Consider the following 20,452-nt stretch of genomic DNA (forward strand, 5'->3'; position numbering starts at 1 on the left):
TAAAGCTAAAGTCGGGAGTGGTGTTTATTCTCCGGAGGGCTAGCTGATGCCAGTCTATGAGCTTGCCCATGCCATCTACGTGCAGCGCTTCATGGCAATAGTGGAGAAGTGTGGGCTGAAGTTCTCACCGGAGGCGTCGACCCAGCTGCTAGCCCTCTTGGAATAGTAGACAAGCTAAAGGTTTAGTTCTCTTGCATTCTTTATTCATGCTCATGCCTAGCCGTCTGATTCTTGAATTTTTGGCTGGCTAGACTTGAGAATACCGAATTTATATTTGGAAATGTAAAAGTTCTAGGGCTTTCAATATGGCCAAAATCACGTAGCGCCTCCAAAACTGAACCGACTATATACAGGTGCTTGAAGGGGTTATTCTCTTCGTAAGCAAGTTGAATTTTCAAAGGTTCAGGATTTCCCACGAAATCAAGTTCACAGCCTCTACCTTTACCATCTACTACCGTGAAATGTAGTTCGTTTGAAAGATTGTATGTGTTTAAATAGAAGGCATTTACTTTCTCGTTAGTAACTTTGCTATGCTTGGTGATTTCTTTTGCGCGCAAAAATTTCCTGGCAAGCTCAAATAGTAATGATTCCTCTTGATTTTTTCCAGTTGAAACGGTCTCTAAAGATTGGTTGTTATTGTTGGGAAAAATTTTTGCATACAGGCCTGCTCGACCAGAAAAGCTGATGCCATGGTCAACCTCGAGCTGTTTAAGTAGCTCAAGAAACTCTTTTCTATGTGTATAGTAATTCGCAAAAGTATTCTGAATCTCCGCCCTCTTCAAGGTTTCAGAAAGTTGTGCGGACCGATGGATCGTGGCCACGAGAGCTACAATTGGAAGTGCCAAGGCTAAAATAGCTAGCGGTATGCGAAATATCTGATGAAAGTCATTGAATCCTTTATGGCTGAAGTCCCACTGTAAATCCGAGTTAAATATTATTACTATTGAGGCGATGAGGCAGCTGGCTATAGGTGCACCTAATGCATACCAAAAGCGTTTTAGGTCTGTTAATTTTCTTTCTGCGGCCATAACTCCTGGTGCCTTTTATCCCTTGGTATTTTGGTTGGGATAGTGATCGATTCGCAGGCTGATGTCTAGATTGTATTGCTTCTAAAGGAATCGTATGCACTTGGTAGTTATGTGCTGATGTTTCCGGGCCAATAATGTCCATGTTTATTGGACTGCTATCTTTAATTCCGGCTTACGAGCGCCCCCTTCAATTTGTACTAGTGTGTACCCACCCAAAAAACATATACATCAAAGATTGCAGAGCTTCATAGTTGAAATTTCGGTCAATGGTGCTGTGAGTTTCCCTAATCTCTAGATGATTGTTTCAAATGCTTCATATTTACAATATATCGCCAATATTCTGTTAATTAGGAATAAATCCTTATAAATGCAGGTGTATTGCTCGTTCAGAAATGGCTTTTCCTGCTAGTCTCGATATTATTATCTGCCAGGCTAATTTGAGCAGATAAGCTAGGTGGATCACAATTTGATGACTGGAAGGGCAATTCCTAGAAAGGGGTAAAGCAGGAGTGTTGTATGTATATACAGAAATTTGATGGGTTGACTATGTGTTACGGGATGAGTCCAAGGCGGAGATGGGGCCAAGTTTGTTATTGCATGGCAATTTACTGGATTTGCTCAATAACAGGGTATAAAGGGGCCCTTAGGACACACTTGCATTATGGGCAAACGCTGTACGATGGCCTGTACCCAACGGAAAGAAGGAGTTGATTGCAATGGCATTTATAGAGACTCAAGCTGAGATTAAAGCCTACCTGGACACGATACATATGACTGCTGATACCGCTGATCCAAAAATTAGGGACATTCTTTAAGTGCAAGCCAGCAATCTGGATGGGGTAGTTAGCTCTTTGGTGGATGAGCTGAATGCTCTTGCTGAGAGGCAGGAGCAGCTTCGCGAGCTGTTGAGGTGGTGTTTTGTAAAGGCGCAGGGGGCCGCTCGCAACGCGCTCCGTATACTGCATAAAAATACAGTATACCCTTAACCATGAAACTACTCTCTCTATACAGCAGTGGAATTAGCTGCGGCTTTCCCTCGCCGGCAGATGACCATAAAGGGCAACCGCTAAGTCTTGATGAGCATTTAATAACTAATGCTCCCGCGACATTTATGGCTAGGGCTAATGGTGACTCTATGCAGGCGGTGGGCATCTTTGACCTGTCGATCGCTCACTGACACCTATGAATAGTGACGTTGTGGTGGTCGCTTTGGATGGTCAGCTAATATGTAAAATCTTAGATCTTTAGCGAGGCCGGCTGTTGTCCACCAATAACAAATACAAGCCGATACCGGTATGGGAAGGGCAGGAGCTGCTAGTTGAAGGGGTGGTTAAAGCGTCGGTGCGGTATCATCGCCCAGTTCAGGTGCTGTCAGTGCCAGGGGTAGGGAAGCTCTATTTTCTTCGCTCAGGAAAAAAATTTAACTAGATTTTTATCGTTTGAGGGAGGTAAAAATCAGTGCATCAAATTTGCACCAAAAGGTATGTAGCTTATTGATTTCAAGGATCTGATTGGTGCCCGGGGCCGGACTTGAACCGGCACGGCCGTGAAGCCGGGAGATTTTAAGTCTCCTGTGTCTACCAATTCCACCACCCGGGCAGATCCTTTGCGAGAGAGGGCGATGTTTAATGCTTGCCCTTCATTCTCACTTTCATTGCATTCAACAGGATATTGCAATGAAGAGGAAAATGGAGGCTAGGGTCGGAATCGAACCGGCGTACACGGAGTTGCAGTCCGCTGCATGACCACTCTGCCACCTAGCCTTTTTTATCCGCCTTTGGCGGAAAAGAACGCTGCGAATTCTATCTGATAAATCTGAAAAATCCTAGCGTTTTCTTATACTTACGTGCGTTTCGCTGTGTAAGTGGGCGCCATTTTAGGGACTCTAGAGGATTAGTCAAGCATTGTTTTCATCAATGTTGCAAACAAGTGAAAAAAAGTAGGAAAAGTTACCTTCTGATGGTGGGGGAGGGCTGTAATAACTTTTAGCGCTGGTGCTCAAGAACCTATTTCCATTTGTTCTAAATTAATCTTCAGGTGTGCTGGCAATCTGTGACCTGTGTTCGATACTGTCTTTATCTGGCTAACACATCTCCCCCAACGTGTTTAGTAATGCTGGTAGGGTGGCTCACATGGCTGCCACCCGGAAGCAAGGATGAAATCCTCCAAGTTTCACTCCTAATGGTCTTGGCCCTGACGCTCTCCCCCCCCGTCGTCAGGGCTTTTTTTTGTCTGCTATTTATTGGAGCCTTTCGTCCGGGTCTGTCAGGTTTTCTGTGGCTAATGCATCCACGGGTCTACCGGCTGCTTTCTCAGACAGGGATCTAAACCTTTCCAGAGTCACTTCACCGCGTGTTCGAGCCAGTTCTCGTGCGACGTCATCAATACTTGCCTTGCCATTGCTGGCCTCGCGAATCTCTTTATCCAGTTGCTGCATTACCCCGGCCGCACGGGCGGTAATGGGGCCGGACGAGCGTTCGACTAATAGTGAAGGAGCCTTCTTACCCCATTTGATCAGTTTATTCATTGCCTCCTGATAGCGGGTTTCACTGATGCCACCAGTTCGCCTTAAAATCTCCAGGGAGTAAAACTCAGCCAGTCCCTCTACAATCCAATCGCTCTCATCGTCGCCGTGAATTCCCGTGCCCACATGAACTAACTCGTGGATCATGCTGCTGGTGCGGTTGCCGCTGATCAATGGTCGATCAGCATGCATATATAGAGAGCGTGTCCCCGACAGTCCGCCGCGCCACATGGGGTCGTCAGCGGTTACGATCAATAGATGATCAGGGAAGAGGGGGAAGATCTTCTTGAGCTCTGGCAGGTTCCAATTTAGGAAGGCCAGGATGTCTTGCCGCCGAATATTCTCATTTTTAGGGCCTGCAACACGGGTTTCAGTGCCGGCAATCATATCCTGTCGACTGCCAATTTTCCCTACAATCATCCAGCCCTTGGGTCTTACAAACTTACGCTTGGGGTCAGATAACTCGTATAGGTTATCTTCGATCTCAGGGTAGGGTAGGGCCGCATACCATTGGTCAGGAAGTTCCAGCTTAAGGCGGGCGGTAGAGCGGCCACGGCTGGTTGCCGATACCGGTGCAATCAATTTATCGCTGCGGAGAATTGCCCAGTCTTTGGTGATCCGTGAGTCGTAGCCACCGTTGCTACGCTGGTTATCTATGACAAAGCGGTACTTGAGGACGGGGTTCTTCCCTTCGGGTTGCCAGGTTGCTTTGTCGCCCTCGATCTTTAGAGGGGTGTCACTTTCCAGGTCCTGATAGCGGCCAGAGCGCAAGTTGAGAACGAGCTTACTTGGCATATCATCACCGCTGAGTGCCATTTCCACCTCAGCCAGTTTGGAGTTGGGCGAGATCTCTGCACTGTAAAGAATCTCATAAGCCTGAACAGCAGGGGATAGAGTGGCGAGTAATAGCGGCAGTGTTAGTAATCGTTTAAGCATCATTTCTTCAGCGGGAAATCCAACAATTAGTCGTTTCGACAGTATCTAAGCCTACAGGTGCCCTTGTGTCACCTTCAAGCAAACTGGTCACAAGCTAGCCAGTATGAGGTGACAGTTTTGTGCCGTCAGGTTTCATTGGATTGGTTTTCAGATATGTGCCATTTAAAAAGAATACACTTACAAAGTCGTTATCATATGGCAGTACATACTAATAAGCATCTCCCGTATGAGTAAACAAGAAGATAGATGTGGGTGGGCCGTCACAAGCACCTTTTGAGAGGGCTGGGTTAGCGGGCAGGCATGCTGTCTAAGTGGGAATTGAATGCTACGAAGGACAAGACCGCAGCATAGCTGCGGTCTAGAAAGGTCTTTTGCAGTCTAACTAACGATGGCGACAGAGCTACCAATATCTGATTGCACGGGGATCAACGAACTGCATACCGTAGGCGCTCAGGGCAAATCCATCTGGAAAACTGCTTACCATTGGTTGCTGGGGGTTAACCGCGGCTATTTCGGAAGGGTAATAACCTCCCGGCACAAACTGCCCCTGCCAACTGGGTGTAGCTTGAGGGGGGTAGCCCTGTAACGGACTCATGGTAAATCCAGAGTATGGAGTGGCTGGGGAGGGGCCTTGCGCGGTTGCGGCATGAGTACCCGCGGCCCTTGCTTGCTCTTTAGCGGACTCAAAAGCGGAGTTGATACCGAAAAGCTTGGGAACACCTGCGCCAACTCTCTCTGCCCCGAGGGGCATTGGTGCGGCCAAGGATTGGATCAGTTGGAATAAGGCGGTCACTCTGGATACATCTTTCTGCCGGAGCGCACCTTTAAATAATGGATGGTGGGCAAGTAGTAGAGCTGCCAAACCGGTAATATGCGGCGCGGCCATTGATGTACCTGACTGAACATCGAAGCCTTTGTCAGGCACAGACGAAACGATACCCACACCAGGTGCGGCAACAGAAATTTCCTGGCCGAAAGCGCTAAACCTAGGAACAAATAGACCGTCGGCTGATGCTGTTGAGGGTATTACTGTTTGCGCTTCCCAGGAATCTTTGGGGAACTCATTGAGCATTCCAAGAGCGCCTACAGCCATAGCATTTGGGGATCTGGCTGGATACTGGACTGCCCCGCCATTGTTGCCTGCGGCAACTATACAGGCGATACCATGTTGGACCGCTTCCTCGATTTGCTGCTCAACAGCCTCTGATGAATCAGAGCTGCCCAGGCTCATATTCACCACATCAACGCCGAGCTCTATGCAATGTGAGAGCGCATCAATCAAGCTACTAAATTGCCCGCCGGGGAAAACTTTGAATACATAGACTTCGGCTTCAGGAGCAAATCCGCGTATTGCTTCGGAGCCAGAGGGTTGGCCTGTAATAATTCCCGCACAGTGAGTTCCATGGCCGACGATATCTTCTACCCAGCTATCGGTATCGTAATTATTGGTGACATCGATACCATTCTTTAAATGGCTCAGTATTGGGTGCTTATTGTCCGCACCGGAATCGATGATTGCGATTTTGATACCTTTGCCTGTGTATTCATCGGGTAGCTGGTCCAGGCCCATGTACTTTTGCCCCCAGCCATAGGAGGCATCATTGGGGAAGTTGGGTATGGCCTCGCTCAGAGGTTGGAGTTTCACCAGGTTCACACCGGTGAGCGATAGGGAGGGGCTGCGAATATATTTGTTCCAGAAATCTTTGGCGGGACGGATCAGAAGTGATTTCACTTGAGCGCCGCCGCTTTGCGCAAAAATACTGAGCGCAACCTCCCCTTTATTGTTAGTGACCCCCTCCTGGGGAAAGCCCGCGCTTTCAACAATTATTTGAGCGTCGCGTATGGGCTCACCTTTTGCGCCGATAACGCGGAAGTGCACCTGCTGCGCCTGGACATGGTATTCACGCAATAGTCCGGGTTGCTGTGCAAAAACTGCGGAAAAGGTCGGCGAATAACTCGCTTGCCCGTAAGAGAGAAGTGAGTCCAGTTCAACGGCGACGTTTGGTGGAGTGGTCTGGTAAAGTGCCGCAGCAGCATCCACATCCATACGGACTTTGTAAATGTTGGTGGCCTCATCGGCGGAAGACAGCGTTTTTAGTTTTCTGCCGGGGCGTATTTCACGAAGCACCTCACAACCTGCCTGCCTGGCAATAGTGGAAATCACATGGTGCATTGAGCCCGAGCTCAATGGCTGCACGCCCATGGATTTAGCCATCAGGCTGCGGCGGGGTGAAATAAGTAGCTCGACTTTCTCTGCAACCTCGACCGAAGGTTCTCCTGCGGCCTTTTCTTGTCGGGATTCAGTCATGTTCATGTTCCTTCGCTTTCAGTGCGGTACTGATTTAGTACGCGTGTGAAACGTCTGAAAGTGGTGAATCGAGTGGGTTTCAGTCTCAATTGAGAGGGTGGACAGGTTGATCCGGATCAATAATTACTTTGCCTCTCAATTTCTTTCTTAGGTCGTCGACGGCATCGGGTGTAGCCACAAGGGTGACGTTGCTTTTGCGCAAAGTAACGTCCTTAACATCGGGGCAATTTGAAGCTTCCTTCACCAGCTCCTCTAGCTCCAGAGTGCTAGCTGATACCTTACGATTTGGTACGGCTACATATTGCTCAAACTTCTTCATTTTCTTCTCATTGTGACTGCGCCATCCAAAATAGGGCAGGGTCGAACCCACCCCCAGGAAAAGGGGCGTGAAGCCCCTTTTTTTGCATTTTTAGTGCAGATAAGCCTGTTGCTGAAAGGCTGAGTTGGATTGCGGCATTGCCTGATAGGGCAGTGGCTGCCCGATGCCACTCAAATTCTGGAGGGGTTGCTGAGGTGGTTGCGGGAAAGCCTGGAATGGCACCGGTTGGCTCAGTGGTGCAAAAGCCTGCGGGGGAACCGATCCATACTGCTCCGGAGCCACAGGTGCCAGTTGATTTACCGGTTGGCCGATGTAGGTCTGAGGAACGAGGTGTGGCGTGAATTGCGGTGCGGCCTGGTAGGGCAGCAGGTGGTTGAGGCGCGCCAAGTTGTTAAGGAGTTGACCTTGTTGAGGTACGCCAATGTAGTTGCCAAGAGCAGGTGCGGCACGACTAATCAACTCACCGAGGAGACCTTGCGGTGGCAGTTGCGGAGCGGCTTGATAGGGTAAGAGCTGCCCTAGTTGGGCGGCTGCATTGATTAGCTGTGCCTGAGGGTTATTGATGTAATTGGCCAAAACTGGGGCCGCGCGGTTTATCAATTCGCTGAGATAGTTTTGGGGGGCAAACTGATGAGCGAACTGAGGTGGAATTTGTGGAGCAAGCTGCTGAGGAATGTGGGGTGCTAACTGTTGTGGAAGCTGCGGTGCGGCCTGGAAGGGCAGTACTTGGCCCAATCCGCCGAGTGCATTGATCAATTGACCTTGTGGTCCACCGACAATGCCACCAACTACCGGGGCTGCACGGCTAATAAACTCTCCCAGCAATCCTTGTGGTGCTAACTGTTGAAGCGGTAGGTATGGCTGGGGGGGAGTGAGTCCGACGACCGGATTAATCGGAGGTACGGCATAGTTTTGTGGTTGTCCAAAGATCCCTTGAGCATATGCATATGGTTGGTACATGAACGTACTCCTCGAGTAGACCAATGACGATAGGGGGCTATCGCCCAGGTTATTTCATGGTTTACGGGTGAGAATTTTGGAGCTTGATAGAGCCCCGTTTTTAGGATCAGCCTGCTGATAATAAATCGGTAATGAGCTTTCGAGTTGTTGCATCTTGCGACGGACACTCAGCCGGCTGATCTGAGTATAGAGAAGCTTTTCAGAAGCACAGGGAAAGTTTGAAAAAAAATGGAGCGGGAAACAAAAAGGTAATGGGGGCGCAATTGTAGTCACCATTTTTCTTAAAATTCTGTAATTTTCCCAAAAGGAATATTTTTTAAAAAATAAAGTCTTACTCGGGATTTTCTACTTAAATGAGTGGTTAATATTCTTGTGGCGTGCAGGGTGCTGCTCCCTTGTATTGGTGTTAGGGCTCGGGGAAAATCCCCTCGGGTGCCCGGTGAAAAATAGCGGCACTTGTAGAAATATCCGTAAATAGCGAACTGGAATTTAAAGGTAACTGTTTATATCGATGTCTTGGAAAAGCAGCTTAACGAGCTTGTCAGTTCGCTTTTATGTAAAGATCTACTTACTCAAAATATCAAAAAACGATATCTAGCAGCTTTTCAATGTAATTTGCTATTGCCTCGCACTGTATGCCCTTCTTGGTTTTTTCTGCTCCAAACTCTTGCATCCTCTGTGGAGAGCTTTGCATTTTTTATACGTGTGCACTCAAAACTAAAAGTACTTGATAGTCGTTGAAGATACGTAAATACAAGAAAGTGGATAGAAATAATATCGGTATTTCTTTGGCGACCACAGTTTGCCGTATACGTGAAGAGGGTTTCAGAGAGTGGCTAAATCGGTGGAAAGTGTTCGACCCCAGGACGAGTAAGGGATTGGTTGTTAGTTGGCAGACTAAATGGATATGTCGGAGATTGGGGCAATTACTAGCAACCGTAAAGCTTGAATCTCCAGTGTAGAAAGAGGCGCTTGGAGCCGAGGAGGTCCAGCTATAATGCGGATTAGACTGCCTTTGAGGACAACTCAAAGATCGGTTGTGTCGTCAAAATGACTCATGATGACATTCGCGCCAAAAATTACTTGATCTTTGAAAAATGGATGAGTAGTATTCGCGGCCTCGGTGAGTAGCGCAGCCTGGTAGCGCACTTCGTTCGGGACGAAGGGGTCGGAGGTTCGAATCCTCTCTCACCGACCATACAAAAAGAAAAAGCCCGCTTTAGCGGGCTTTTTTGTGTTTATGATTTCATTCCTGGTAGAGCTTTTACTCTAAAGGTTTACATGGGTAATTACACAGCTGCCTTGAGGGTGCAATCTCTTAGTTGTTTATCGGCGTAAATAGTTAAGCCAGCCATACTCAAAGCCTCGTCGGTATTTCTGAAACCAATTCTTTATTTGCCCCCATCGCATCTGACTTTTGTAGTTTGCTTCCGCATTAGCCCCTAATTTGACGAAGTTGAATAGCAAGTGGCTCTAAGGTGGGGCCCCAACAAGGTGCAAGTAGGAGTTGCTTGCACTTTTTCCAGGTGCGATGTGCTGAGGGAAAGTAAGGGGCAATCTGAACGGCTTATCGTCAGCTCAAGCTAAAGAGTTCAGGCACAAAAAAGCCCGCTAAAAGCGGGCTTTGAAAATCTGGTCGGTGAGAGAGGATTCGAACCTCCGACCCCTTCGTCCCGAACGAAGTGCGCTACCAGGCTGCGCTACTCACCGTTTTTTGTTTCGCATCATTTGCGAAGGGGCGGCACTATAGCAGCAATTTTTCTGCTGTAAACCACTGATTTAATTTTTTATTTGTCGAATCAGTCCCTCTTGGCAGGTAGACGCTACCAGCGTTCCGTCGCGGGTGAAAATCTGGCCGCGGGTAAAGCCTCTGGCACCGGTTGCCGAAGGGCTATCCGTTACATAGAGAAGCCATTGATCCAGGCGGAAATCGCGGTGGAACCACATCGCGTGGTCAACGCTCGCGGGCATCAATTGGGGGTCGAATAAGGATATGTCGTGCGGTTGTAGGGAGGTACCCAGGAGTCCCATATCGGATGCATAGCAAAGTGCTGCTCGGTGCTCCATCGGGTCGTCCGACATCTCGCCCTCTGCCCGCAGCCAGAACATGCACTTGGCTTCGCGAGTTTCAGCGCCAAAGTAGCTTTGTGGGTCTACCGGACGAAAATCGATCATATAGCGCCGCTGATCGTACTGCGGGCTAACCAATCCGGCTTCCAGGGCCAGCTCCTGGGTGTTTTTCAGGCTCTCAGGGGAGGGAATCTCGACACAAGGCAGGTCGGCCTGATGGTCAAATCCGGGTTCCCGAATTTGGAAGGAGGCGGACATATTGAAGATCGCGCGCCCGCGCTGTTTGGCGACTACGCGACGAGTGGTAAAGCTACCGCCATCGCGGATTGGGTCTACTTCGTAGATCACCGGCAGCTCGCTAGAGCCAGGGCGGAGGAAGTAGGCGTGCAGGGAGTGGGGTAGGCGATGCTCAACGGTACGAGTTGCTGCCATCAGTGCCTGGCCCAGAACTTGCCCGCCAAAAAGCACTTTACGATAATTTTCAACGTGATGACGACTGCGGAAGAGATTTCGATCCAGCTCTTCAACATCCAATAACTTACCTAATTTTTCCAACATAAGGGATTTTGCCCGTTACCTATTCCACTTAACAGAGTTTGTAGATGGGGAGCTTTGCGCTCTTAATCAAAAGGATAATAACAGCAAATCCCTTTAACCCCATTCATATTTTGAACGCTAGGCTCATTTTGGTCACAGGTGCCACTTCGTATAGCTATCCAGCTCTTTTCCATACACTAGCTACTGATTTTCTCAGTCAAGTTGAAACTCTGTGCTATTGACTATTGCGACTTGTCGAATTCTTACTTATTTTTGTGGTATAAAGCGCCAATAGTTGTTGGGACAGTTGGACTAATTCGTTTGCAGCTATCCAACAGAGATTGAATAAGAGAAGTAGGAGATACCACTGGTGCCACACAACAATATTGATATACGTCCACCACTGAATTTCGGCAAGGTTGTCAGTCGGCACCGTACCGCAAAGGCTGTGGCTGGAGGGGTTGGCTCCGCTGCTTATTATGGGGTGTGGGGTGCACAGACGGCTACAGGTGCCACTCTAACCGGCCTGGCTACCGGTGCAGCGGCTGCGACTTCTGCGACGGGTATTGGTTTGGTTGTTGCTGGAACAGCATTGTCCATTGGTTACGCTGGTTTGGCGGCCCGATCCGCATACAAGACCAATAATCACCTCAATGCTCTAAAAAAAATCTACGAAAACAGGAAGTCGTATAGCTGTCCCTGTAAAGGATCGGTCGCCCACGACTATGTTTCTGGCCAAGTGCTTCCTTATATCATCGAACAGAAAAGCAAAAAGTTGCATCGCAAAATGGTTGAAGCGACTCCGGGAATCGCCTCAGTGGAATATGCGCGCAAGGCAGTAAAAAACCTGTACAAGCGTTCACAGGGTACGCTCGGTAAAAAACGTACCTTTGCTGCAGAGTGGTTGGCGCAGCATTTGATTTCTCATGATTGTGAATTAGCTAATGCGATTGTTGCAGAGCTCTACTCAGAGGAGGAAATGCTCTGGATTCGCACGCAGGACAACGATGTAGTCGCGCCTCTGTTGGAGCTAAAGCTGAAGTCCGTTTAATAGTGGCTTCTTGTGTTCTGGTGTAGTTCTTGATTTCATTCGGAAGTATTGGGGTAATGGACTACCCCGCAATCACTCAATCGTCGAATTTTATGTGTTATGTGCAATGCTTGGGCTCGCCAAGCGTCACCACATGCTAAAATAAAAGGTCTGCTCTCAGCTTAAAATTGGCTCATTTTGAGTAAATTTTGAGCAGAATGGCCTAATATTTTTAATATTAGGCAGTCTAATTCCCCGATTTACTTTTCCAACCGACTTGAATTGCCTATCATTCATGAATGAATAGTCAATTTCAGTCCCCATTTTTACGGGCAAAGAAGGTCGGAAGTATGGATAAGGCAAAAGAGAAGGTTCAGCGGTTCCGCGCGCGGGAGCAGCGTATCCTGGATGCGGCTCTGGAGCTTCTGTTGGAGCACGGTGAAGAGAAAGTCACAGTCGAACAGATTGCCGAGCGTGTGGATATCGGTAAGGGCACGATTTACAAGCACTTCATTTCCAAGACAGAAATCTACATGCGTTTGCTGATGGATTATGAAAAATCCCTCGCTGAACGTCTCAAGACTGCTGTAGCCTTGGCCGAGCAAGGTGATATCACCGCTCCAGCCCGCGCCTATTTTGAATCTCGTATGGCCGATCCTGGCAAAGATAGACTCTTCCAGCGCCTGGAGGAGAAGATTATCGCGTTGAACCTGGCTCCAGAAATGATTGCGGAGCTCCACAATATTCGTAATTCCAATGCCACCTCTCTCAATCGGGTCTTTGAGCGCCGTATGGAGCAGGGCATGCTGAAGAACGTTCCTGCATACTTCTATTACTCAACATACTGGGCGCTTGTGCAAGGGGCGGTAGAGCTTTATCACTCCAAGTCTTTTGCCAATGTAATAGAGGACAGGGAAGGTTTGATGGAGTTTATTATGGATGTGGGTGTGCATATCGGTGATATGTCCTCTCGCAAAACGCCAGAGGGAAGCCAGACAAGCCATCACAGCGATTCTGCGGGGTCCGCCCTTGGCTGAGCCCCTGTTCCAGCAGCTGCAAAAATTACAGGCTGAATTTCATGGGCATCCACCTGTAGAAAGGTGGAACCCAGAGCTTTGTGGGGACATGGATATGGTCATCAAACCTGATGGCCGTTGGATCCACGAGGGAACAGAGATTCGTCGTCACCCTCTTGTGAAACTGTTTGCCAGCATTTTGAAGCGTGAGGGGGATGAATACTTCCTTGTCACCCCTGTCGAAAAGCTGCGAATCACAGTGGAGGATGTTCCATTTGTGATCACTCAGGTGGCCCGCAACCCCGGGAGTACTCATCAACAGCTACTTTTCACCACAAATGTGGGCGACGTTGTTGAGCTGTCGGAAGAGGGGCAGTGGCAACTGAGAGACTTTGGTGCTCCGCCGCAGCCAGTCCCCTACCTGGAGATTCGAGGGGGGTTACAGGCTCGCGTTTCCCGTGATGTTTTTTACCAGTTGGCAGACTGGGCGCTTGAAGGGGGTCGCGATACCGATAAGCTTTTTGTGCAAAGTGACGGAAAAGATTTCCTGCTGGGTTCTTGCAATTAGATAGCTCCCGGTTCCTGCTGGCGGATTCCTCGCGCCTCAGCGCTGATTTGTAGCTGGGGCTTTAATTCATAGCCTTGCTCTTCACTGTTCGAGTTTAGAAAGTATTTGCTTGACTCTATAGCATCTAACTTTACTCTCTCGACGAACTTTCCTTATTAAAATCTTTAGTATCAAACTATTTAGTGGATGCCACTATCGCTCCTGTATTTTGATTACCACTATGGAATTTATACTTGATTGTGCCGGTGCTTGCTTGAGTCTGGAAAATAGCCCGGGAATATACATGTCCGTACTATTTATTTGTGGTGTTGGTGTATTTCATTTCTATTAAAAAAATAGTGTTTGAAATCTTATGGAAATATAAGTGTATTTGTTCTGAAAGAAATAAAATATTAATTCGATAATTTACGGAAATATCTAAATAAGTAACAAATCCGCAACAGTGCATTTCTAAACTTCCCTCCGTCCAAATCGCTACGGCGAAACAAAAAATATAGTTTTTATTTGCTTGGTTGTTGTCATTTATTTTTTTTAAAAATGGCGGAGTTGAAGCAATTGAAGTTTTGGATTGAAATTCCTATAGGGGGAAACATGAAGCGAGTACAGAATAAGCTCTTACTGGCAGCTGCGATTGCTGCGCTATTAGCGGGTTGTGACGGTGGCGGTGTGAGTATCGAGCCGGAAACAGTAGATAACTCGGTGGACAACTCGGTAGATAATTCAGTGACAAATCCTGGCGGAGGTTCCACTGATGAAAATCCATGTGCCACTATAGAAAGTTCAAGTGTACAAGGTGAATTTAGCGGTGGTAACTGCTATTACACAACTGATTTTGTTTCTGCTGCAAACCCATTAACTGAAGATTTATATCTCACTGCGCTGGATAGCAATGGAGCTCATGTCTTTAGCGGCAGTTTGTTTGTTGGAGAAAGTTACTCCAGCGATTCTGACCTAGCAGCAGCCGGTATTTCTGAGGGTGGTGACGGCGTAAAACTGGAAATTGAGGCGGGCGCCACTATCGCTTTTAAAGATAATTCAGCATTTATGGTTGTAAACCGTGGATCGCAAGTCTTTGCTCGCGGTACAGAAACAGCTCCCATCACTTTTACGTCAGAAACTGATGTTCTTGGCACTGTAGGTCCGGAGGATGTTTCACAGTGGGGTGGAATGGTTATTAATGGCTTTGGTGTAACGAACAAATGCCAATATACAGGTTCTATTGGTGGTGGTGATCTGACTCTTGATGGCGAGTGTCACGTAGCTGCTGAAGGATCCACTGATGACAATACCTCCTACTACGGCGGTGACAACAATGCCGATAACTCGGGAGAGCTTTTGTACGTTGTTGTCAAACACACAGGCGCAGAAGTTGCTAGTGGTGATGAGTTGAACGGAATTGCTTTTGATGCTGTAGGTAATGGCACAACGATCCGTAACCTTCAAACATACTCAACTTACGATGACGGTATCGAGTTCTTCGGTGGCGCTGTAGATGTCGAAAATTATGTTGCACTCTACGTTCGCGATGACTCCATTGATATTGATGAAGGTTATCGTGGAAGTATTACCAATGCTTTGGTGATTCAAAGTGAGACTGACGGCAATCACTGTATAGAGGCCGATGGCATCGGTTCATATAGTGATGGAGCTGATTATTCCACCTTGATCAGCCAGGGTCTCAACAGTCGACCAGTAATTGACGGGCTGACCTGTATTGTTTCCGCTCAAGAAGAGGGTACTCATGACCCCGGTGCAGGCTGGCGCCTGCGTGAGGGTATTTATCCAATGATCACTAATTCTATAGTTGTGGCCTCCTTCTTTGCTGATGAGACTGGCGTGGCCGGCGATAACTACTGCCTGCGTATTGAGAGCTCTCAAACTCGCGGCGAAGCATCTGCTGGGACTGAGGTGGCTCTGACTTCCAACATTTTCGCCTGTGAAGATCGCACTAAAACCGATGAAGACAGCTTCAATGTTGAGACTTGGGCTGTGGATAGCGGTAACCAATTTGCCACTATCTCCGGTGAAGTTAATCCAACCTCTAATGCCGATACTGACTTTGTTTTGCTCGGCGGTTCCCCTGCAATGTTCACTGTTGATGCATCTGCTCAAGTGATCGATGGCGTTGCACCTACGGTTTCTGCCGAACTGGGTCGTGCCTATTTGGGTGCGCTTGAGCAGGATGGTACCGATTGGACTCAGGGTTGGACTTACGGTCTTCACCAGGGTGATCGCGCTCAACCTCTCTGGTTTGAGTAATAGATCGAGGTAGCGGTTGGGGATGCTAATCCCAATCAATTAAGGCGCCGCCTTCGCTGATGGAGTCGGCGCCTTATTTGATTTAAGACCGTGATTCTTAGGAATGAAAAGAGGCCTGAGAGATGGTTAAGTGCGAAAGATTTCAAAGGGCGCCGCTTGTTTTGGCGGTAGCTGCGGGCTCCACATTTGCAGTTGGAGTGTATGCACAGGATGCTGAACTGGTTGATAGTGCCACTCCTGGGATTGAAGAGGTTGTAGTCCAGGGGCGGCTGAAGGACTCTGCTGAAGTCCTAATCAGCGAGCGCCTGGAGGAGGAGGTAGTTACGGATATCCTCGGGGCTGAGATGATCAGCAGGGTGGGGGACTCTACCGTAGCCGCAGCGCTGCGACGAGTATCCGGATTATCCCTGGTAAGTGACAAGTTCGTTTACGTAAGGGGCTTGGGTGAGCGGTATTCAAGTACAACTCTCAATGGTTCGACGGTGCCATCCCCGGATCTGACCAGAAATGTCATCCCACTAGATCTATTCCCGACCTCTATCGTGGAATCGCTAGCGGTACAGAAGAGCTACTCAGTTGATAAGTCTGCCTCGTTTGGAGGTGGTAATGTCGATATCCGCACCAAAGGGATACCTGATGATCTGACTTACGCTATTGAAGTTGGTACGGGCACCAATAGTGAAGTCAATGGTGATGTGCTCAGCTACAGCGGTGGAGATGATGATATTTGGGGTGCTGATGATGGTACCAGGGCGATGCCGGGTGAGATATCTGCGGCACTGCAACGCTTCAAGGGTAATATTTCAGTTGCGGATATCCGTGATACCTTGATTGCTGAGGGGAATGAGTATTCAAGTAACCAGGAAGCGGAAAAGGCGGCTCAAGCGCTAAATAGGGAACTCGCCCTAAGCTTGAATCGTGATATTTCTATTAAAGAGGAATCTAGCGATCCTGACCAAGACTACAAGGCTAGTGTAGGGAATCGCTTCTACTACGGGGACGATTGGGAGTTCGGTTTCCTGGCTGGAGCCTCCTACAAGAGTAAGTGGAGGGAGAGTGAGCGCACTATTCGTGACTACGGTAACCCACAGGAGCAGGTTGACCGTCGAACCGAGTCTACTTACTCCGTAGATATCAGTGGAAATTTAAACCTAGGTATACGTTTTGCGGACGAGCATTCGGTTGAGAGTGTCAGTTTGTATTTGAGGAATACGGACGATGAGACTTCAATCAGGGATTACTTTGACTCAAATCGTCTATTGTCTGATGGCGCTGGATCGAGAAATTATGACCTGAAGTATGAAGAGCGGGGGCTGGTGCTTCATCAAATAAAGGGAAGTCACTCTCTTGGTCCAGAAACAAAAGGCCTGCTGTCCGTCAGCTCCCTAAGTTGGGTGCCTGAGGATTTGGTGGTTGACTGGTTCTACTCCGATTCAACGGCGATGACAGATATCCCCAATCAGGTTGAGGTGATTGCTAACACCGAAACTGACCCTGAAACCGGAGAGGTTATTAACTCAACGGTGGATATTGCTTCGCGGAGTGCGAGTTTTCGATTTACCGAGCTGGAGGATGAGGTCCGAAACTACGGTTGGTCCGCAACATTGCCCGTTGAGTTTTCCTCGTCTTCGTTGGAGTTGAGTGGTGGGTTTGCTCGAATTGAGAAGGGACGCTCCTATAAGCAAACTGAATTTGGATTGGATATCTTCAGTGTGGCTGACCCCTCAATACTTGATGACCCTTTGAGTGATGTGTTTAGCGATACCAATATCACTAACGATGAAAATAACTTTGTTTTTGCCAAGTCTGGCAGTAACAAGCAAAGTTATTTGGCCGCTACTTCGACAGATGCGATCTACGGTAAATTCGATTGGACTCTTGAGGAAACCTGGCGTATTTCAGCTGGGGCCCGATGGGAGGACTATAGTCAAGCTGCTTTAGAGTGGAACCCCTATAGTTTCTCGCAAAGTGAGCCGCAGATTACGAATGACCCTGAAGAGTTGGCTGAAGCGGTATATACGGATGACGATATTTATCCCTCGCTATCCTTGACCTATATGGGGTCATTCTGGGCGGAAACCTTCCAGTTGAGATTTGGTGCATCCAAGACCGCTGTTCGGCCCGACTTGCGTGAAATTACCGACGCTATTTATATAGATCCGCACACGGATGATCAGATCAGGGGGAATTCGAGTGTTCGGCCGTCGGAGATCGACAACTACGATATTCGCGCAGAGTGGTTTTTTGATAGCGGCGATAGCCTGACTATTTCGGCTTTCTATAAGGATATTGTTAATCCTATTGAGTTTTTTGAAGCTGCCTCAAGTGATGACAATGTTGCGCGAGAGATTATAAATGCTGAGTCTGGTGAGATTACCGGTATAGAAATAGAGGGTATGAAAAGCCTTGGCTTTATCTCTGACCCAATGGATAGCTTCTTCCTGCAGGGCAATATTACGCTTCAAGACTCGGAAATTGTTGCCGGTGATGAGGCTGATGCACCGACTAATGCAGTCCGCGAAATGACAGGGGCATCTGATTATGTGGTTAATATGCTGCTCGGCTTTGATAGCCCGGACGGGAACCATTCTGCCAGCTTGGTTTACAACGTATTTGGTGAGCGCCTTTACAAAGCAGGGCGAGACCCTCATCCCGATTCATTTGAGCAGCCATTCCACTCTCTCGATTTGACTTACTTCTGGTATCCAACTGATGAGGTGACGGTGAAGGCTAAAGTACAGAACCTTTTGGGTGAGGCCATTGAAATTGAGAGGCAGGGTGTCACCGTTTTTGAGGAGGAGATTGGGCAGACTTTCGCATTGAGCGCGCAGTACAAGTTCTAGGGAGGCTAGCTGGCTGTGCCTTGGATTAAGTGCACGAAAATATGCGTTCTCAAGCAATAAAAAATGGCGCCATCGGCGCCATTTTTTATGTGTAGACCCAATTACATATTTGGATAATTGGGGCCGCCGGCACCTTCAGGGGTTACCCAGACAATATTTTGGGTTGGGTCCTTAATGTCACAGGTCTTACAGTGTACGCAGTTTTGAGCGTTGATCTGGAAGCGCTTACCGTTGGTGTCTTCAATAACCTCATAAACACCGGCAGGGCAGTAGCGCTGCGCGGGTTCATCGTAAATCGGCAGGTTGTGACTCAGCGGAACTTCTGGGTCCTTCAGGGTCAGGTGGCAAGGCTGGTCTTCTTCGTGGTTAGTATTGGAAATAAACACGGAAGATAGCTTGTCAAAACTGAGTACGCCGTCGGGCTTCGGATAGTCAATCTTTGCGCAGTCAGCAGCAGGCTTGAGCTGGGCGTGATCAGCCTTGGTGTCGCGCAGGGTCCAGGGAAGCTTGCCTTTAAAGATATTGATATCCACAAATGCATAGGCAGATCCCAGAATGTTGCCCCATTTGTGCTGGGCAGGGCCGAAGTTGCGCTGCATGTGCAGCTCTTTCCAGGCCCAGCTATCGCGATACTTGGTGGTGTAGTCGGTCAGCTCTTCGCTATTGCGCTCAGCGGCGAGGGCTTCAACTACAGACTCAGCCGCGATCATGCCGGATTTCATCGCGGTGTGATTGCCCTTGATCTTGGCAAAGTTCAGGGTGCCGGCGTTATCACCGATCAGCAGGCCGCCAGGGAAAGTCATTTTCGGCTGGGATTGAAGGCCACCTTTTACTATGGCGCGGGCACCGTAGGCGACGCGCTCGCCACCTTCCAGGTACTGCTTGATTACCGGATGGTGTTTATAGCGCTGGAACTCGTCAAATGGACTCACATGGGGGTTGCTATAGGCGAGGTCAGTAATCAAGCCGACAACAACCTGGTTGTCTTCGAGGTGGTAAAGGAAGCCGCCACCGTGGGTGGAGCTTTGTTCCAGCGGCCAGCCAGCAGTGTGAACAACCAGGCCTTGCTGGTGTTTGTCCGCAGGGACTTTCCAAATCTCTTTAATACCGATGCCGTAGTGTTGTGGGTCGGCATCTTCGTCTAGCTTAAAGCGTTCGATCAGCTGCTTGCCCAGGTGACCGCGACAACCTTCAGCGAAGAGAGTGTATTTGGCATGCAGCTCCATGCCCGGCATGTAAGAGTCTTTCTGCTCTCCGTTCATGCCGATGCCCATATCGCCGGTAGCGATACCTTTTACAGAGCCATCTTCGTTGTACAAAATTTCGGCAGCGGCGAAGCCAGGGAAGATTTCCACTCCCAGGCTTTCGGCTTGTTCTGCCAGCCAACGGCACAGGTTGCCGAGACTGATAATGTAGTTGCCCTCGTTGTGCATGGTGCTGGGCACAAACATGTTGGGGACTTTTATAGAGTTCTCTTCGCTGCGCAGGACGTAGATGTCGTCGCCTTTTACCTCAGTATTGAGGGGGGCTCCACGTTCTTTCCAGTCGGGGAAGAGTTCATTCAGGGCTGTGGGCTCAAATACAGCACCGGATAGGATGTGAGCTCCTACTTCTGAGCCTTTCTCCACGACACACACAGAGACGTCTTCATTGAGCTGACGAATACGACAGGCCGCGGCCAATCCAGCGGGGCCGGCACCCACGATCACTACATCGTATTCCATTGATTCGCGTTCCACGGCACTCTCCTCAGCAGTTGTATTCAACTTTTTTGCGGCCAATCCGGCCTTATCATTTATATTGCTGGCGGATTATATAGGCGTTTAATCAACCCTACCAATTGCATGACTATTCATTTGCTATGGCAAATGCGCTGTATTTCAACGGCTTACTGGGGGTGGATAGGCGGTTCTTATTCCCGGAAATAGATTTTGTGAATGGCAGGAGGGACTTCCATTTGACTATTGATTTTGCGCTATAGAACCGCCACCATACACGCCGTTCAAACACTTGTTTGACCAGAACACCGTATCCGTTCGCGACGTGAATTATTA

The 20,452-nt window shown here is 48.6% G+C and carries 13 protein-coding genes and 4 tRNA genes; 7 read left to right on the top strand and 10 right to left on the bottom strand.

Annotated elements, in window-relative coordinates:
- Positions 1 to 200: 200 nt before the first annotated feature.
- The gene (locus tag ACJJIZ_RS13060) at positions 201 to 1,028 is read right to left on the bottom strand and encodes a hypothetical protein (RefSeq protein ID WP_444913688.1); all 828 of its coding nucleotides are present in this window, start codon (positions 1,026 to 1,028) and stop codon (positions 201 to 203) included.
- A gap of 988 nt (positions 1,029 to 2,016) precedes the next feature.
- Here ACJJIZ_RS13060 and ACJJIZ_RS13065 point away from each other — a divergent pair.
- Entirely contained in the window at positions 2,017 to 2,205 is a 189-nt protein-coding gene (locus ACJJIZ_RS13065; RefSeq protein ID WP_444913689.1) for a LexA family protein, read from the top strand.
- Between the two features lie 335 nt (positions 2,206 to 2,540).
- Here ACJJIZ_RS13065 and ACJJIZ_RS13070 read toward each other — a convergent pair.
- The 6 genes from ACJJIZ_RS13070 to ACJJIZ_RS13095 form a co-directional block, all read right to left on the bottom strand.
- Positions 2,541 to 2,627 (bottom strand) — tRNA-Leu (locus ACJJIZ_RS13070).
- A 90-nt stretch (positions 2,628 to 2,717) separates the two neighbouring features.
- Positions 2,718 to 2,791: transfer RNA gene (locus ACJJIZ_RS13075), tRNA-Cys, on the bottom strand.
- Positions 2,792 to 3,267: 476 nt separating this feature from the next.
- Complete coding sequence (locus ACJJIZ_RS13080) at positions 3,268 to 4,491, bottom strand: hypothetical protein (RefSeq protein WP_444913690.1); 1,224 nt, start codon at positions 4,489 to 4,491, stop codon at positions 3,268 to 3,270.
- A gap of 397 nt (positions 4,492 to 4,888) precedes the next feature.
- Positions 4,889 to 6,796 (bottom strand): S8 family peptidase, encoded by a 1,908-nt coding sequence (locus ACJJIZ_RS13085; protein WP_444913691.1) that lies wholly within the window; start codon positions 6,794 to 6,796, stop codon positions 4,889 to 4,891.
- Between the two features lie 85 nt (positions 6,797 to 6,881).
- Entirely contained in the window at positions 6,882 to 7,115 is a 234-nt protein-coding gene (locus ACJJIZ_RS13090) for a hypothetical protein (RefSeq protein ID WP_282932693.1), read from the bottom strand.
- 90 nt (positions 7,116 to 7,205) lie between these two features.
- A complete protein-coding gene (locus tag ACJJIZ_RS13095) occupies positions 7,206 to 8,075 on the bottom strand; it encodes a polyadenylate binding domain-containing protein (RefSeq protein ID WP_444913692.1) in 870 nt (289 codons plus the stop codon).
- A 1,121-nt stretch (positions 8,076 to 9,196) separates the two neighbouring features.
- Here ACJJIZ_RS13095 and ACJJIZ_RS13100 point away from each other — a divergent pair.
- Positions 9,197 to 9,273, top strand: a tRNA-Pro gene (locus ACJJIZ_RS13100).
- A 435-nt stretch (positions 9,274 to 9,708) separates the two neighbouring features.
- On the opposite strand, the gene ACJJIZ_RS13105 is transcribed toward ACJJIZ_RS13100, so the two are convergent.
- Together ACJJIZ_RS13105 and ACJJIZ_RS13110 are read right to left on the bottom strand one after the other, a co-directional pair.
- A tRNA-Pro gene (locus ACJJIZ_RS13105) sits at positions 9,709 to 9,785 on the bottom strand.
- A 69-nt stretch (positions 9,786 to 9,854) separates the two neighbouring features.
- Entirely contained in the window at positions 9,855 to 10,703 is an 849-nt protein-coding gene (locus ACJJIZ_RS13110; protein WP_282932695.1) for an acyl-CoA thioesterase, read from the bottom strand.
- Positions 10,704 to 11,052: 349 nt separating this feature from the next.
- On the opposite strand from ACJJIZ_RS13110, the gene ACJJIZ_RS13115 reads away from it, so the two are divergent.
- The 5 genes from ACJJIZ_RS13115 to ACJJIZ_RS13135 all read left to right on the top strand — a co-directional run bounded on the left by ACJJIZ_RS13115 (position 11,053) and on the right by ACJJIZ_RS13135 (position 18,398).
- Positions 11,053 to 11,733: a hypothetical protein gene (locus ACJJIZ_RS13115; RefSeq protein WP_413665686.1), complete on the top strand. Its 681-nt coding sequence runs from the start codon at positions 11,053 to 11,055 to the stop codon at positions 11,731 to 11,733.
- Positions 11,734 to 12,062: 329 nt separating this feature from the next.
- Entirely contained in the window at positions 12,063 to 12,749 is a 687-nt protein-coding gene (locus tag ACJJIZ_RS13120) for a TetR/AcrR family transcriptional regulator (RefSeq protein ID WP_282932697.1), read from the top strand.
- The gene (locus tag ACJJIZ_RS13125) at positions 12,742 to 13,296 is read left to right on the top strand and encodes a DUF1285 domain-containing protein (RefSeq protein ID WP_444913693.1); all 555 of its coding nucleotides are present in this window, start codon (positions 12,742 to 12,744) and stop codon (positions 13,294 to 13,296) included. Before ACJJIZ_RS13120 ends, ACJJIZ_RS13125 begins: the two co-directional genes overlap by 8 nt.
- A 591-nt stretch (positions 13,297 to 13,887) precedes the next feature.
- Positions 13,888 to 15,555 (top strand): beta-helix domain-containing protein, encoded by a 1,668-nt coding sequence (locus tag ACJJIZ_RS13130; RefSeq protein WP_444913694.1) that lies wholly within the window; start codon positions 13,888 to 13,890, stop codon positions 15,553 to 15,555.
- Positions 15,556 to 15,677: 122 nt separating this feature from the next.
- Positions 15,678 to 18,398: a TonB-dependent receptor domain-containing protein gene (locus ACJJIZ_RS13135; RefSeq protein ID WP_444913695.1), complete on the top strand. Its 2,721-nt coding sequence runs from the start codon at positions 15,678 to 15,680 to the stop codon at positions 18,396 to 18,398.
- 101 nt (positions 18,399 to 18,499) lie between these two features.
- On the opposite strand, the gene ACJJIZ_RS13140 is transcribed toward ACJJIZ_RS13135, so the two are convergent.
- The gene (locus ACJJIZ_RS13140; protein WP_413665690.1) at positions 18,500 to 20,137 is read right to left on the bottom strand and encodes an electron transfer flavoprotein-ubiquinone oxidoreductase; all 1,638 of its coding nucleotides are present in this window, start codon (positions 20,135 to 20,137) and stop codon (positions 18,500 to 18,502) included.
- Positions 20,138 to 20,452: the final 315 nt, after the last annotated feature.

It is taken from the genome of Microbulbifer maximicatervae (SeqCode) (assembly GCF_052467225.1).